This is a genomic window from Salipiger bermudensis HTCC2601 (genome assembly GCF_000153725.1).
GTDB classification, from domain to species: domain Bacteria; phylum Pseudomonadota; class Alphaproteobacteria; order Rhodobacterales; family Rhodobacteraceae; genus Salipiger; species Salipiger bermudensis.
On record NZ_DS022277.1, the window covers coordinates 441,470 to 455,025 of the forward strand.

The window sequence follows — 13,556 nt, forward strand, 5'->3', positions numbered from 1 at the left end:
CCGCCTTCTCTGCACCCTCGCCGACCGGCCAGAGGCGCAGCCCTATCTCCTTACAGGCAAAACTCCCTGATCCCGAGCCGCGTTGCGCAGCAGGCCCAGATGTCCGCTGCCGTGAATTCGGCCTGCGCGAACGCAAACACAACTTTTCCGAGCATATAACATCAAAGTGATATGCCAGGGCGTGCACCCTCCGCAGTGCCATCACATGCGGCCGCTTCGCCTAGGAATGCGTCGAACATCGGCAACACATGGCCGCGAACCTGTCGCGTTCATTGTGGTTCGAGTCAAATCGCTCAAGGTTGTGTTAGGGAGGTTCAGCCATACAAAATGCGGGGCAGGCGCGCATGACGGTCAATTTCGAAAACTACAAGCTCATCGTCGATGAAAAGTTTGACGGGGCGAAAGAGGATCTGAACCTTCACGACGGGATCAGCGGCCTCTGGTCCACGGATATGGAAAAGGGCAACCGGGTCCACAACAGCAAGTTCTCGCTGTTTGGTGATCCCGACCTCACCGATGCCGAGGGCAACAACCTCGGACTCGATCCCTTCACCGTCGAGGACGGCGTCCTCAGCATCAACGTCTCGCGCATCGATCCGGCCAAGCAGGACGACATTCAGGCGGTGCTCGACGCGAGCCCATATGTCATGGCCGGCGCGCAGAATGCCTCGGACATAGAGTATCTGACCGGGATGCTGAGCCTGCACCAAAGCTGGGCCGAGAGCTATGGATATTACGAGGTGCGCGTGAAGATGCCCGCCGGCACCGGGCATCTCTCGGCGCCCTGGCTCACCAGCGCCCACGAAGGCTGGCCGCCAGAAATCAACATGGAAGCGCTGGGGCGCTACGACGGCACCAATGGCCGGGGCATCGACGATGCGATCTGGACCAACGTGCTCTTCAACGACTACGGCATCGGGGAAGAGGCTGATCAGGCGGTGCATGACAGCACCACCGATATCACCAACGTCTACGGCGAGCAGTGGGGAAGCGCCAATCAGGCGATGCTTGAGAAGTTCGGCTGGGACGAGACCCGCTCCTCGCCAGGAGAGGCGCTCCACGATCCCGACAACAACGAGAAATACGTCTACAAGCGCCTGGTGGAGCTCGACGAGGTCACCGGCGAGGATGTCGACATCCACGAAGAGTTCTACACCTACGGCATAGAGTGGACGCCGGACCACATCTCGTTCCTGTTCGGCACCGACTCCTCGAACATGCACGAGATCTTCCGGACCCAGACCCCTGATGATGTCACCACCGACATGTATTTCGTGCTCTGGAACCAGTTCGGCGGCAGCTTCGCCTGGAACCCGGATGACGACGACAACGCCCCCTTCGAAAGCAGCCTCGACGTCGACTACATCAAGGTCTATGCGCTGAAACCGGATGACGAGACGGTCCCGGATGCCGCGGATGTCTACATCTATGGTCAAGACGAGGCGCAGACACGCACCCTGACCGACACGGGCAGCCATCAGAGCCGCGACCTGACCGGTGACGACGTGCTGACAGGAAACGCGCTCGATAACGTCATCTACGGCGGCAGCGGGTTTGACCAGTTCACCGGCGGCGCGGGCGCCGATACCTTCCGCGTGATCCACGGCGAGGGCAACAAGATCATCACCGACTTCGATCCGGGCGAAGGCGACACGCTCGTGCTCGAAGGCTTCAACTTCGCCGACAGCGCCGCCGCGCTGGCGACGCTGACCCAAGTCGGCACCGACGCATGGCTGATCAACGGCGCCTACCCCTTTGCGCCGCAGACCATCATCTTCGAGAACACCGATATCGCCCGCATCACCGAAGCATCGGTGCGCGTGGTCGCACCGCAGAGCAAGGGCCATGATTATGCGTCGCGCATCCGCCAGCTCACCGCGGAATCCTACCTCGGAACCGACGGAGAGGACTATCTCAGCGCGCAGATCCAGCATGCCGGCGCCCTCGCGGTGCTGCGCGCCCAAGAGCTGGCAGGCGGGCTTGGAGACGACACCTACGAACTGAACGGCGCGACCTATATCCGCGAGCAAGCCGATGAGGGCGTGGACACGGTCCTCGTTCGCGACAGGGTGCTCAACAAGACCTACAGGACCGAGGATGCGAACGGCAATCTGGTCTACAGCCTGTTCGACATCGACGCCTACACGCTGGGTGCCAATCTCGAGAATGCCAAGCTCTATGACGATACCGTGGACGTGGCGCTCTACGGCAATGCGCTTGGCAACCGGCTGACCGGCAACGCGCTCGGCACAACCTTCTACGGCGGACTGGGGGATGACCATCTCGAGCTAGGCGGCGGCGCGGACCTTGTGGGCTACCGCGCCGGCGACGGGCACGACACCATCCTCTCCTTCGGCAGCGATGACACGCTCTCGCTTCTCGGCACCGGCTTTGCCTCCGCGGCCGAGGCGCTTGCGGCGTTCGAGCAGCAGGGCCGAGATGCCGTTCTTGAGTTCGACGCGGACAACAGCATCACGCTGCGGGACGTGACCGTGTCGGAGCTCTTGGCAAGTAATATCGCGTTGCCCGTCGAAGACCCCTTCGACGTCGCCGCAGGAGAGCTGGAGCCGGCCGGCGACTACGAGGAGGTGTCCGCGCCAAAGGCGAACGGCAACCTCGTGGCCGGGGACGCGCCCTCGCGGATCACCGGCGGCGCCGATGGCGATGGCATCTACGGCAACCGCCACGGCGACATTCTCAGCGGACTCGGCGGCGATGACGTGATCGAGGGCCGCAACGGCGACGACTGGATGTTCGGCGGAACCGGCGATGACAAGCTGCGCGGCGGCAAGGGCGACGATCTGATCTTTGCCGAGAACGGCAACGACCGTCTCGAGGGCGGCGCGGGGCATGACATCCTGCTGGCCGGCGCCGGGCGGGACTACGCCGTCGGCGGCGGCGGCAATGACTTGGTGTATGGCGGGGCCGGAAACGATTACCTGAATGGCAATTCCGGCGACGATGTCCTCGACGGCGGCCGCGACAATGACAAGCTCTACGGCTCGTCGGGCAAGGACACGCTCGATGGCGGTCACGGCATGGACAAGCTGAAGGGCGGCCTCGATGCCGACGTGTTCGTCTTCCAGACGAGCATCTATGCCCGCGACTGGGAGGTCGTGGCCCGCAACCGCGCGAGCCAGAGAGACCATGACGCCGCGGTGACCGCAGCCGAGGAGAGTGGCGAGGATGCCCCCGACGCCGCGTCCTGGGAGTACGAGTTTCTCGGCGCCGACACGGTGATCGATTTCCTGCCGGGCGAGGACAGGATCGACCTTTCGGGGCTGGTCGCGGCGCTCGAGGTCGAGGGGGCGAGCCAGAGCGAGCTGGCCGAGATTTTCGTCCGCGACCATCTCATCCTTAGCGAGAAGAACAACGACCTGCTTTTGTCGGTCGACCGTGACGGCCCCATGACCGACGACCCAAAGCTGATCGTGAACTTCGCCCGGCTGCGGAATGTCGACATCGCCGACTTCGATCTCGATCGGGACCTCATCCTGACCGCCGATCACGCGTTGCTCTCGGTCTGAGCGGGCCCCCTGCCCCGTGCGCCCCTCGGCGCCGGTGGCCGGGGCCACGAGGGCTTGGCCCCCCGGACGGGCTAGTCGGACAGCCAGTTCCGCTCGGCCGCGAGGGCGCCGAAATGCCGGGCGCCCTCGAGCGTCCAGTGGCTGTAGTCATAGAGCGCCTTGCGCCCGTCCGGCGTCATCAGAGCACAGCTTTCCTCGGCATCGCTGCACAACAGGTCGCGGCGCGAAAGATAGGGCACGCCCTTTTCCTCTGCGACAGCGCGCACCGACGCGTTGATCTCTTCGCCGCGGGCAAGTTCATAGTTGTGCCCGAGGTGGTTGACCACCTCCGCGTCCGGCGTTGCCTGCTCGCGCCGCACGTACCAGTCGAACACCGGCAGCCCGTTCTCGAGCCGGTACTCGACGGTGTTTCCCACCAGCGCCACGCGCTTGCCCGCCCCGCCGATCGCGTCGATCAGCGCGCCAAGGCGCGACATGGTGATCTCGGTATAGCGCGGCGCGATCAGCACCAGGTCGCTGGCCTCGAAATTCGGCGACGCCAGCAGCGTCTCGATCTGGCTCTGCGGGAAGTCGTCCCCGAGGCCGAACCGGGCAAACTCGTGATCGGGGAACAGATCTCCGTTGAGGTAAAGCGCGTTGAACATGTCCTTGCTGTGCGAGTTGCCAAGGATCAGCACATGGGTCTTGTCGGAATCGCGGAACCACAGGTTCTCGGCCTCGGACCGGGATGGCCCATGCGCATTGTCGGCCGTCACGACCTCGTCCCCGGCGATGTCGTCGAGAACCGACCAGGATGCGTTCTTGAGCGCCTCGTTGTCGTAATCGTTGTCACCGTAGATCGCAGCGAGATCGCCCAGCCGGTTCGCAAAGCCGTTCTGGACCAGCGTCGTTGCCGAGAACACCAGAACCGCGGCAAGACACGCCGTCATGGTCGATACGAAGAGCCGTGGCGAGGCACGGAACCGCAGCGGTTTCTCGACCAGAAGATAGCCGAGCCACGACAACAGGATCGTCAGCGCGAGCCAGACCAGCATCTCGAGTCCCGGCGCCTCGCCCATGGAATTGAGCCGCCCGAAGGCGAAGATCGGAAAATGCCAGAGATACAGCGAATAGGACAGTTTGCCGACCATAACGAAGGGGCGCGTCGACAGCAGGCGCGTTACCGGCTCACGCGGGTCCGCGAACCAGATCATCGCGCAGGTCGCGAGGATGACCGGGATGGTCATGTAGCCGGGATGCGAGATGTCGCTGAGCTTGAGGCTCCAGAGTGACGCGAGCAGCGTCAGCAGCGCGAGGGACGGAATCACCCGCGCGGCTTTCGAGCCGCGCAAAGCGTCTGGGTTGCGCAGCGACATGTAGGCCAGAAGCGAGCCGCCGAGCATTTCCCACGCCCGGCTGGCCGGCGAGAAGAACGAGAATTCGCGCACAAATGCGGTGCTCACTTGCGAGATCACGAAACTCAGGATCATGAACGCAACAATGATCACACCGATGCGGTGCCGACCAAGCCACCGGTAGAGCACCAGCAGCGCCACCGGGAACACGAGATAGAACTGCTCCTCGATGGCCAGGCTCCAGGTGTGCAGGAAGGGCTGCAGCAGACCCGACTGGGCGCCGTAATCGTTGAGCTCGAAGAACCAGAAGAAATTGCTGTAGAAACCGAGTGCCGCGAACAGCGACTTGGCAAAGCGCTCCATCTCGGTCGGCAACAGGATCGCCCACGCGACCGGGATCGTCGCCAGCATCACCAGAAGCAGCGGTGGCAGGATGCGCCGGGCACGTCGCCAGTAGAACTGCACCACGTCAAAACGGTCCGCCTCGTCAAACTCGATCAGGATGATCTTGGTGATGAGATAGCCGGATAGAACGAAGAACAGGTCCACCCCGAGATAGCCGCCGGCAAGAAGGCTTCCATCGCCGAAAGGGATCTTGAGGTGATAGAGAATGACCGCGCTGACCGCGATCGCGCGCATGCCATCGATTTCCGGGCGATATCCGAGTTTCATCTGAGACCTATCTCTCGTCTTGTCTGGGGGCGGCGGGCGGCAAGCATGAGGGATCAGCGCGCGTTGAGCTTGGGAAACGGTCCGGGCTCGGTGCCGGTGATGCCGAGGAAGGCCAGCAGCCGCCCAGTGTCCGGCTCCGAGGTCGGGTCGATCACCAGAAGATCATCCGGGCGGCTGTCGAAGTACGAGATGATCTCGGCGTTGCGACGGGTGTAGATCTCCTTCAGGAAGTCGCGATCAAAGGCGAGATCCCAGCGCGTGACGCTCTTGCCGTCTTCGTAGACGGTCAGCAGCCGGCGCAGCACGTCGTAGACGTAACCCTTTTCGAGATACAGGTTGCGATCCCGAAACATCACCTCGCTCGGCGCCTCTTCGACCGGGACCTCGAACTCGTCGCGGTAATAGCGGATGTAGCTCTCGACCCATTTCTCCGGGTCGCGCAGCGTCAGGATGAACTTGGAGCCGGGAAACATCGCATCGCAGGCGATATAGGTCCGGTTCTGCGAGAACGGCAGATCCTGGAACGCGTCGTATTCCTCGACAAAGCCCTTCAGCAGATCGAGCCGCTTGTAGTCGAGCACCGGGCGCAGCAGCACCTCCTGATCGACCTGCTTGGGCAGGCGGAACCCGTGTTCGCGCAGCACCGCCTCGACGGTCGTCGTCGCGGTCTTGTTGAAGCCGATGCAGAACAGCTTCGTGAACCCGGTGTCCGCGCGTGACGGGGTCGAAAGCTCTTCGTAGGGCTTGAGCCGCACGATCTTGTAGCCGATCGCCTTGAACGGGGTCTGCAGGACCTTCTTGATGAGGGAGTCGCCCTGATATGCCATGCTCATCCTGTCCTTCTTCCAAATCCGTCTCAAAAATCGTGTTCAGTCCGATCCGCGGTGTGCGGATCACGGGCCGCGCAGCCGCGCGGACGGGTAAATCAGCCTGCCTGCCCCCTGCCGAGCGCGGCGCGGGCGGTGCGCATGTCCTCGCGGGCGCTGACGACGAGCATCACGACCATGACCATTGCGAAGTCGTGGCCCCGATAAAGCGCCGGCCCGAGGAACGACGTCGCGACCAAGGTGAGCAGCAGCACGATTCCGATCGCCGCCGCCACCGATCCGGTGAGCGACAGAAGGGCGGCGAGCCGGTAAAGGCCGGCACCGATCAAGCCGGCGACCGCCAGCAGCCCCAGCGGCCCCGTCGAGACGAGGATCTCCAGCGCGAAATTGTGGAACGAGCTGCTCGTGATGGCCCCGGCATGCTGCGTCGCCAGGCGCAGGACCGAAAATTCCGAGGCCTTCCAGAACGCTCCGAACCCGACGCCAAGGACGGGATGCTCGCCGATCACCTCGCCGGCCACCTCCCAGATTTCCGTGCGGCCGGTCAGCGTCGCGTCCTTGCCGACGGCGTTGAGCACGAAGGTCACCGGATCGTAGCCAAGCACCGTCAGCACCAGCGGCGCGATGGCAAAGATCACCATCGCCCCCACGAACAGCAGGACGACCACCATCGGCGGTGTCCGATCCCGGCACAGGAAGAAAAGCACATAGGCCATTGCGGGCAGCAGAAGCAGCGCCGTCGCCGACTGCGAAAGCGCCAGCGACATCAGCACCATCGCCATGGCGAGCAGCAGCCAGCGTTTCGAGACCCGCGAAATGGTCCGCGTCGGCATCAGCCACAGCGCGAGGATGGCCAGCGCGGCAATCAGCACGCGCAGGCCAAGCATGCTCTTGTGCGAGAAGATCCCCGCCAGACCGCCAGCGCGGGTGAAGGCCGGCCACGGGAAAATCCCGGTCGCCCAGTGCAGCAGCGACAGGGCCGCGGCCACCGAGAGGATGACAGCGACCGCGCGGATGATCAGCGTGAGCGAATAGCGCCAGCCGAGGAAGGTCGCGATGATGCATGTCATCAGCAGCTGGATACCGCCCACGAGGCTCTCGGACGGGGCCGACGACCATAGCACCGAGGACAGGCAGATGAACGGGTAGACGAAGACGATCTTGTTGCCAGCGGCAAGCGCCAAGAATTGCGGAAAGATCATCCCGATACGCAGCAAGGTCAGCCCGTAGCACAGCAGCCAGCTCAGGGTCTGCACCGGCCCGAGCTTGACCAGCATGTCGGAGCTGGCGGCGATGGTCAGAACCAGCAAGGTCGAATCGATCAGCGCCCAGAGCTGTTCTCCCGGGCGGGTGTCATCAGGTGCGCCGTAGGTGATCTGCTCGGTGGCCGCCATATCGGTCGCTCAGCGCAGACTGCGCGCGTGTTCAAAGATCTCGAGATCCGGGGCACAGAGCGCGCGCAGGGCCTCCATCTCGGCTTGGGGAATGTCGGGCTTGCGGTCAGGTGCCGAGTTCAGCTGCGACATCCGGAGCGACACCCCGAAGATCTCGCGGTAGCGCGAGAAGAAACTGTCGATGTCGTCCAGGAAGCCGATCAGGGCGAATTTCTCCACGCGGGCCTTGGCGAGCTCGATCGCCGCCGGAAGGTCTGCGTCGGGAATATCGTTGCGGCTCGCGAGATAGCGCAGAAAGACCCTGGCATGCCGCTTCGCGACATCGCTGGCGAGATACTCCTCCATACCGCCGGCCACGACCCCGGTGCGCTGCGCCATGCGGAAGTTGGAGACCGTGCGCGCCACCGGGTCGCGCATCATGGTGACGTATTTGTAGGTGTCTCCGAAATGCCGTTCGGCCTTGTCGGACCAGAAGACATGGCCGTGGATCAGCATGGTGTCCCACGCCATGTGCTGCAGCATCATGGTTTCGCGCAGGTCGAAGACCATCTGCCCGGTGTCGAGATCCTCGTGGCAGAGAAAGGCGTCATCCTTGTCGAAGGCCTCGATCGCAAGCGCCCGCCGGGTTGAGACCGCATCGATCACGCCGATGCGCTGGTTCACCGGCACCGTGGCGTACATCGCTTCCGACAGGGAGGTCCCGCCACATTTGGGAAGGTGCAGGTAGACGCTGCGATGTTTCGGCGCGGCGCCGGGAAAGGAACGTCGTCCGCGACCGGAGGCGATGGCCAACCGTCTGGTCATGCGTTCCCTGAAAGGAGCCTTGCGCGCCATATACCGCTCTCCTGTTCCTGTGATGCGTGCCCGCCAATTCGGGCCACAGGTTTTTCTATGCTCAAAATGTCCGCGCTGTCATGACGACCGTGCGCGGGCTCCTTCTACAGGATAACTGCGCGTAAATGATGTGCAAATTTCGCCCAATAAGGAAACAGTCCGTGCAACTGTAGCACCCGAGGCACGGATCGGCCGCGGTCTGGACGCGAAGGGCGTATCACATGAAAAAACACCCCCGGAAAACCCGGGGGTGTCGAAATTTTGGCCTGACGATCTTCGAAATCAGAAGATGTCGTCGTAGTCAGCTCCGCTCACACCAATCATGTTGATGAAGCCGCCGTTGTCGAGCTCGACAAGGATACCGTTCGAGGTCTCGGTGTAGCCGGTCGCGGTAACACCGCCTTCGAGACGCACGGAGTCGCCTTCGGCCATGTCGAAATCCACGACCTTGGTGGTGCCGGTGGACACCGTGGTGAAGGCGAACGTGTCAGCGCCGTCGGCACCAACCATGATGTCGTCGCCCGGACCGCCGTAGAGAACGTCGTCGCCCGTGCCGCCATTCAGCACGTCGTCGCCTTCGCCACCGCCGAGGGTGTCGTTGCCTGCACCGCCTGCAAGGGTGTCATTGCCCTCGCCGCCGGCCATGGCGTCGTCACCCCAGCCACCTTTCAGACGGTCGTTACCGACGCCGCCCTTGATGTAGTCGTCGCCGCCTGCGCCGTTAATAAAGTCGTCGCCGCCTGCGCCATTGATGAAGGTATCGCCGTTCGAGTCGATGATCGACTCATTTCCGTTAGACAAAATGCTCATCGGAATCATCCTTTTTTGAACCAATTAACAATTTTGAGCATACATCCGCCCCAAATTTGCCGCAATCAAAAACCCGCGACGACTTACAATAACTTGATGGAACTAAATTAATACAACCTTATCAATATCTTGAAGTGCTCATGCCTATTTTGAAAGCATTCCAGATCAGACACAGTCCGCCCAGTTTTTGCCCCACTTTCCCTCAATAGGAGAAATTTCGATCGCCACGCCACCCAAGGTGAAATCGGCGTCGGATTCGACCTCACGGGGATCACTGCTTCCCCACTCGTCAGGCTGCGAACGAGCCTGCAGCCGCCGTCAGCGCCAGCCGCTCAGAGACAATCCGGAAATCTCGCGAAAGCGCGCGCTGTCGTCGCCCAAGTCACTCTGCATCCGGACCTTGAGATCTTCGGAAAAGCCGGGGGGCACACGCGCCTTCTGAAACGCGAGCCCGCCGCGGATTCGGTTGCGCAGATCCCGGCTCATCAGGCCCGCCAAGCGTCGGCCGAGCGCGCTGCTCGCGAACCGCAGCACGAAACCGGGCACCCGCGAAAGTTCGGCGCTGTCGTTCTGCTTACCGAGATCCTCGATCTGCATCCGCGACACGCCGACATGGTCGGTGACCTTGTTCATGACGGCCTGAGGGTCGCGCCGGAGTTCGTCGAAATCGAGAAACAGGAACGCCTCTTTCGGGAAGAACCGCAGATACTCCTCGACCTGACGCGCGTAGTGGCTCGAGTCGAGGATATGCGCATACTGGCGGCTGTCCTCGAAGCCCTGCAGGTCGCTCTCCAGCCCCTCCATGATGAAGCTGTGCCGGAACTGAGATTCCGCTCGGGAGACCGGTTCGCGCACGATGTAGATCAGCTTCACATCCGGGCAGGTCTCGGAGATGCGTTGCGCGACGCCGGGAAAATCCTTGCATTTCGTGTAATTCGGACTCGCCTCGCCGCGTACGCGATCGGCATGGGTGAACTGGTTGGAATACCAGCCAAGGCCCTTGCCCCAGTTCTTCTCGGCGACGAAGAAGTCGGTCTCCTTGTCCCGCGACATGTCGATCTCGGGATGCAGGGCGAGATAGCGATAGAGCGTCGTCGTGCCACATTTCATGGCACCGATGATGATGAAGTCGGGAAGCAGTTTGGCGTCGGTCGACAAGAGGCTGTATCTCCCTTCGGTGCCCTCAGGCGGCTGCCTGGCGGGGGGATCGGTTCTTGAAATATTTCATCAGCGGCTTTTCCGCAAAGACGTGCACGAGGGCTCCGGCGACCGTGACGATCACAGTGATCAACGCAAGCATCGCCAGCGGCGGCAGCACAAGATGCAGCCCGGCGGCGAGCAAACCGACGGCTGCGATGTTCATCACCGGCAAATGCACGAGATAGATGGCGTAGGATGCATCGCCGATGAACGTCAGCCAGCGTGGCGCCGGCAGCCCGCCCTGCGCCAGCCCGATCACGATCAGCAACGCGCCAAGCCCGTAGCCCAGCGGCTGCAGGCTCTCGGGGCCCATCACCCCAAGGACGGTTTCCGAGAGGCCGATGCCGAGAAACAGGGCGCACCCGGTCCAGAATGCCAGCAGCGCCGATGACCGCGACAGATGCGTATAGGCGTAGGCCGCCACGATCCCGAAGAGGAACAGCAGGTTGTGCGGCTTGAGCAGGAAAGAGAGCGGGAAGCTCATGTCGTGAGACCAAGGCAGCGCCAGAACGCAGGCCAGCATCCAAGCACCGAACACGATGCGCCCGATGCGGAGGTTTAGGATGATCCCGGAAAAGATGATGTAGAACAGCATCTCGTGCTGCAGCGTCCAGGCAACCTGCATGATCGGACCGTCCTCGGACGGGATCAGGAGAAGCGACTGGAGGATGGCCAGCGGATCACGTGCATGATCCGGCCCCCGTCCGGGAGACACGAAATAGATTGCCAGAAGAAAGGCCATCACAAGCCAGTAGATAGGATAGATCCGCACGACCCGCTTGCGCATGAAGACCAGCGCCTTGCTCGGCTGGCCAAAGTCGCGGCGATGGACCAGCACCATGATGAAGCCGGACAGCACGAAGAAAAACTCCACCCCGGCATAACCGAAGTTGAAGGCCGCGCCTGCGCCCTCGCCGGCATAGAACTTGCTCGGCAGAAGAAAAACGTTGGCATGAAAGATCGCGACCATCACTGCCGCGACCGCACGCCCGCACTGCAAACCAGCTAGCATCTCGTCAACTCCCCACTCGCGCTGTCATCAGCCCTGCACCCCGTAAAGGCTCTTCTCGGGCAGCTTCAGGCAGCCCGCGCAGATCCCGGCATGCATGGTTCCCCGCATCAGCCAGAACGTCCGGCGCTCGGGGTTCGCCAGTGCAAAACCGGCGCGAAGAAAGCAGTATCCAGCCTTCACCGAGCTAGAGCCGAACAGCCCCAAGCGCTGCCGGATGCTGTCGGCGGAGGCTGAGTAGCTCTGTCCGATCCGGAAGCGTCGGCGCAGAAGCCATTTCACCGAAAGCCGCGCCGCGGGGACATCCTCGCGCACGATGGCGCCGTCGGCGATGGCATACTGTGCCCCGAACTGGCGCAGCCGGAAGAAGAACTCCGTGTCCTCGCCGCCGGATTTGCCACGCTCGAGCGCGAAGCGCTCGTCCCGCCACGGCGCGTCACCCCAGCGCAGCAAGGCGTTGCAGGTGTGCCCGGTCTCGATCACCCCGGCGCGCGGCGCCGCGACCTGCGAATGGAAATCGCCCCGGACGATCCAGTCGGGCGCGTCGTCGTCATAGCGCGCATAGCTCGGACCGAACACCGCGTCGGCCCCGGTCTCGCGCTGACGCTTGACCAGTTCGACCAGCCAGTCGGGCTCGACCACCTCGTCATCGTCGAGAAAGGCGACCCACTCGGTCGTCGCCGCGTCAAGGCCGGCATTGCGCGCGATCGAGATGTTGGCACCCGGCTGGTGCACGTAACGCACCGGCAGGCTCATCGCGGCGGCGGTGCCGTCCACCCTCTCCTGTGCCGACGGCGTGTCGTCGTTGTCGATGACGACGATGGAGACGGTGCACCCCTCGGGGCGCTGCATCGCCTCAAGCGACTGCAGCGTGGTGGCGATATGGCTGCGCCGGAAGGTACAGATGGTGATCGTGATGTTCACTTCGCCCCCCTCCCTCTGAGGATCAGCTGCGTCAGAAACCCGGCGCCAAAGCAATTGTGCATGAGAAATAGCGCCGGCGCAGCCCAGAGCGCGCAGGCACTGCGGTGTTTCACCGCGAGGCTCACCGCGGTTGCCGCCAGCATGAGCAGGTAGATCACCGGCAGCAGCAGGATCGGCGGAAACACGACCGAGAGCAGCACCGACAGCAGGTTCACCGCGGTGACCGCCGGCGGGATCAATTGCCGCAGCCGCGGTTTCAGCCGGTGCTTGAGCACGTTCTGACCGCGCCCGAGCCCGTACCGCCAGTATTGCCTGGCCAGCTTGCGCAGCGAGTCGCGGGCGAGATAGTCGAGGCGGATATCGGCATCGAGCCAGATCTTGCCCCCGGCCAGCCCGATGCGGTGATCGAGCTCGGCATCCTCGTTGGCGACGAAACCGGTGTCGTAGCCTCCCGTCCTGCGCCAGATGTCTAGCCTGAACCCGGCGTGATGGCCGTGATCGACATAGCCCGACACGGCCCCGCCGCGATGCCCCGAGCCGCCGGAGCCGAGCTTGGTGTCACTGGCCCAGGCCACGCCCTTCTGCACGCAGCTCAGGCCAATCGTGTCCATGACCGTCGCCAAGGCCGCCACGTCGCGGGCAAGAAGGCTGTCCGCCACGGCAAGCACATAGCCGTCGGGGTAGCGCGAGTGGGCGTCGACCCGCACGAGGATCTCGTGCTGCGGCTCCGCGCAGCGCTCGACCACGAGGTTCACCGCCGCCGATTGCAGCCGCGCGGGATTGTCGATGAGGACCACGTTGGGGCGGCGCTGCGCGTAGTCGGCGACGATCGCGCGGGTGGAGTCGGTGCTGCCGCCATCGGCGACCACGATCTTCACGCCAGCCATCTCCGGCCGATCGCGATGCAGCGCGTCGAGCGTGGCCTCGATATGCGTCGCCTCATTCAGCGTGGGGATCGCGACGAGGATGGTCGCCGGGTCGGCGCCTGTCCGTGTCGCTGTTGCGTCGAGCATGTCTTCCATCCC

General features: G+C 63.2%; 10 protein-coding genes. 1 reads left to right on the plus strand and 9 read right to left on the minus strand.

The window, feature by feature from the left end:
• Nucleotides 1-344 precede the first annotated feature (344 nt).
• The gene (locus R2601_RS21100) at nt 345-3,527 is read left to right on the plus strand and encodes a family 16 glycosylhydrolase (RefSeq protein ID WP_007802555.1); all 3,183 of its coding nucleotides are present in this window, start codon (nt 345-347) and stop codon (nt 3,525-3,527) included.
• A gap of 71 nt (nt 3,528-3,598) precedes the next feature.
• Here R2601_RS21100 and R2601_RS25675 read toward each other — a convergent pair whose 3' ends face one another.
• The 9 genes from R2601_RS25675 to R2601_RS21145 all read right to left on the minus strand — a co-directional run bounded on the left by R2601_RS25675 (nt 3,599) and on the right by R2601_RS21145 (nt 13,544).
• Nucleotides 3,599-5,533, minus strand: coding sequence for an acyltransferase family protein (locus R2601_RS25675; protein WP_007802557.1), 1,935 nt, complete (start codon nt 5,531-5,533; stop codon nt 3,599-3,601).
• Nucleotides 5,534-5,586: 53 nt separating this feature from the next.
• Nucleotides 5,587-6,366, minus strand: a complete 780-nt coding sequence (locus tag R2601_RS25680) for a sulfotransferase (RefSeq protein WP_007802559.1) — start codon at nt 6,364-6,366, stop codon at nt 5,587-5,589.
• Between the two features lie 92 nt (nt 6,367-6,458).
• Nucleotides 6,459-7,754 (minus strand): O-antigen ligase family protein, encoded by a 1,296-nt coding sequence (locus R2601_RS21115; protein ID WP_007802561.1) that lies wholly within the window; start codon nt 7,752-7,754, stop codon nt 6,459-6,461.
• A gap of 9 nt (nt 7,755-7,763) precedes the next feature.
• Nucleotides 7,764-8,558 (minus strand): sulfotransferase family 2 domain-containing protein, encoded by a 795-nt coding sequence (locus tag R2601_RS21120; protein ID WP_195903876.1) that lies wholly within the window; start codon nt 8,556-8,558, stop codon nt 7,764-7,766.
• A gap of 312 nt (nt 8,559-8,870) precedes the next feature.
• Nucleotides 8,871-9,398: a calcium-binding protein gene (locus tag R2601_RS21125; RefSeq protein ID WP_007802564.1), complete on the minus strand. Its 528-nt coding sequence runs from the start codon at nt 9,396-9,398 to the stop codon at nt 8,871-8,873.
• A 318-nt stretch (nt 9,399-9,716) separates the two neighbouring features.
• A complete protein-coding gene (locus R2601_RS21130) occupies nt 9,717-10,556 on the minus strand; it encodes a sulfotransferase family protein (RefSeq protein WP_007802566.1) in 840 nt (279 codons plus the stop codon).
• 25 nt (nt 10,557-10,581) lie between these two features.
• Nucleotides 10,582-11,610 (minus strand): acyltransferase family protein, encoded by a 1,029-nt coding sequence (locus R2601_RS21135; protein ID WP_083793994.1) that lies wholly within the window; start codon nt 11,608-11,610, stop codon nt 10,582-10,584.
• Between the two features lie 27 nt (nt 11,611-11,637).
• Complete coding sequence (locus R2601_RS21140; protein ID WP_007802570.1) at nt 11,638-12,531, minus strand: glycosyltransferase family 2 protein; 894 nt, start codon at nt 12,529-12,531, stop codon at nt 11,638-11,640.
• The gene (locus R2601_RS21145) at nt 12,528-13,544 is read right to left on the minus strand and encodes a glycosyltransferase family 2 protein (protein ID WP_254656094.1); all 1,017 of its coding nucleotides are present in this window, start codon (nt 13,542-13,544) and stop codon (nt 12,528-12,530) included. The genes R2601_RS21140 and R2601_RS21145 overlap by 4 nt, the downstream gene beginning before the upstream one ends.
• Nucleotides 13,545-13,556 lie beyond the last annotated feature (12 nt).